Source organism: Campylobacter sp. BCW_4323, from assembly GCF_001763115.1.
GTDB lineage: Bacteria > Campylobacterota > Campylobacteria > Campylobacterales > Campylobacteraceae > Campylobacter_D > Campylobacter_D jejuni.
In genome coordinates, this window is record NZ_MJYC01000019.1 from 1 (window position 1) to 1332 (window position 1332).

A 1332-nucleotide genomic window follows, 5' to 3' on the forward strand; every position below is an offset into this window, starting at 1 on the left:
GAAAATTCCAACCATAAACACTAGGGGCATTAAAGGTATAAATTTCATTAGGGCTAAAAGATAATTTGTCTTTATATTTAATATCGCAATATATCAAAGCCCCACTTAAAGTGTTAGACTAATGTTTTAAAATACAAAATCAATAGTTCTTTTACTAAATGCATCATTCAATCCTACCCTACTAATATCATTATCCAATGTTATTTCTTTACTATCAAAACAAGTATTTATAAGAGAAATACAATATTTAGGTTCTATTTTAACTATTTTATTTTGTTCAAAACGAGCTTGTATAGCTCTTTGCATAGGTAGAATTTTGATTATTATGCTTATCACCTAGTCTTTGGGTATCTAAATCTTTTTCTAATTCCTTTCCTTGATTATCAATAATAACACCTGTAAAAACTGGATCTAATAAAGCATAACTAGCATCTGCGACATTAGCATAGTCTAAAAATTTAGTAATTAAATCTAATTTAGCTTCTTGTGTTTTAATGTTTTTGCTCATTTATATCCTTACTTAAAATTATCAAAATAGCTACAAGTGAATACTTCTTCATATCTAAAATATAATCCAGAGCCCTCATCGCCTCTTAAGAATACACCATCATTTTCATATTTATATCTTATATATGTAGCAAAAGGCTTGGGCATTTTTTTATATTTTTTATCATATACTATGGTTATAATATTGCCATTTCGTTTCTCGGATTTTATCGTATCTTTTATATCATAATAAGTAAATGTTTCATTAAGTTTTTCATAATAAAAATATTCATAACCATCATCCTTAACTCGTTTTTCTATAGAAGGCTTTTTTTTTGTAAAATCGCTATACAATTCCCAATAAGCTTTATTGTAAATTATTACTTTATTATCTATATCTTTACACAAGCTCCTAAACTCATAATACTGCGGATCCATATATTTATAAGAACATCCTCCTACTAAGAATAATAAAAGATATGCAGGTAAAAGAAACAAAGTAAATTTTTTAAATATTGTTTTAAAATTTATAGTTTTTGTTTTATTTTTTAATTTACAAAAAATTTTAAAGATAAAATATAAAATAATAGAAAATATAAAAACAAAAAAGAAAAATATAAGAATAAATATTAAAAGATTAATAAAGAATTCTAGCATTTTTATTAACTCCTCTTAATTTTCTCTGTTTTTTTCATAAGACAATTTGTAGTGTCGGGCTGATGTTTTAAAAGTTTAAATCTATTTACAAAATCAATAGTTCTTTTACTCAGTGCATCATTTAACCCTACCCTACTAATATCATTATCCAATGTTATTTCTTTACTATCAAAACAAGTATTTATAAGA

General features: G+C 24.2%; 2 protein-coding genes and 1 pseudogene. All 3 read right to left on the reverse strand.

Annotated features, from left to right (window positions below; all coding sequences use genetic code 11):
- Nucleotides 1-277: 277 nt before the first annotated feature.
- The gene (locus AJN60_RS09885; protein WP_070243663.1) at nucleotides 278-508 is read right to left on the reverse strand and encodes a hypothetical protein; all 231 of its coding nucleotides are present in this window, start codon (nucleotides 506-508) and stop codon (nucleotides 278-280) included.
- A gap of 8 nt (nucleotides 509-516) precedes the next feature.
- Nucleotides 517-924 carry a hypothetical protein gene (locus tag AJN60_RS00540; protein ID WP_193552037.1) on the reverse strand — a complete coding sequence of 136 codons (408 nt, stop codon included), beginning with the start codon at nucleotides 922-924 and terminating at the stop codon, nucleotides 517-519.
- A gap of 224 nt (nucleotides 925-1148) precedes the next feature.
- A pseudogene (locus AJN60_RS09840) lies at nucleotides 1149-1332 on the reverse strand (methyltransferase); the annotation flags it as partial.

Coding starts and splice junctions, on each gene's coding strand:
- AJN60_RS00540 (WP_193552037.1), bottom strand. CDS start 924: ATGGATCCGCAGTATTATGAGTTTAGGAGCTTGTGTAAAGATATAGAT.
- AJN60_RS09885 (WP_070243663.1), bottom strand. CDS start 508: ATGAGCAAAAACATTAAAACACAAGAAGCTAAATTAGATTTAATTACT.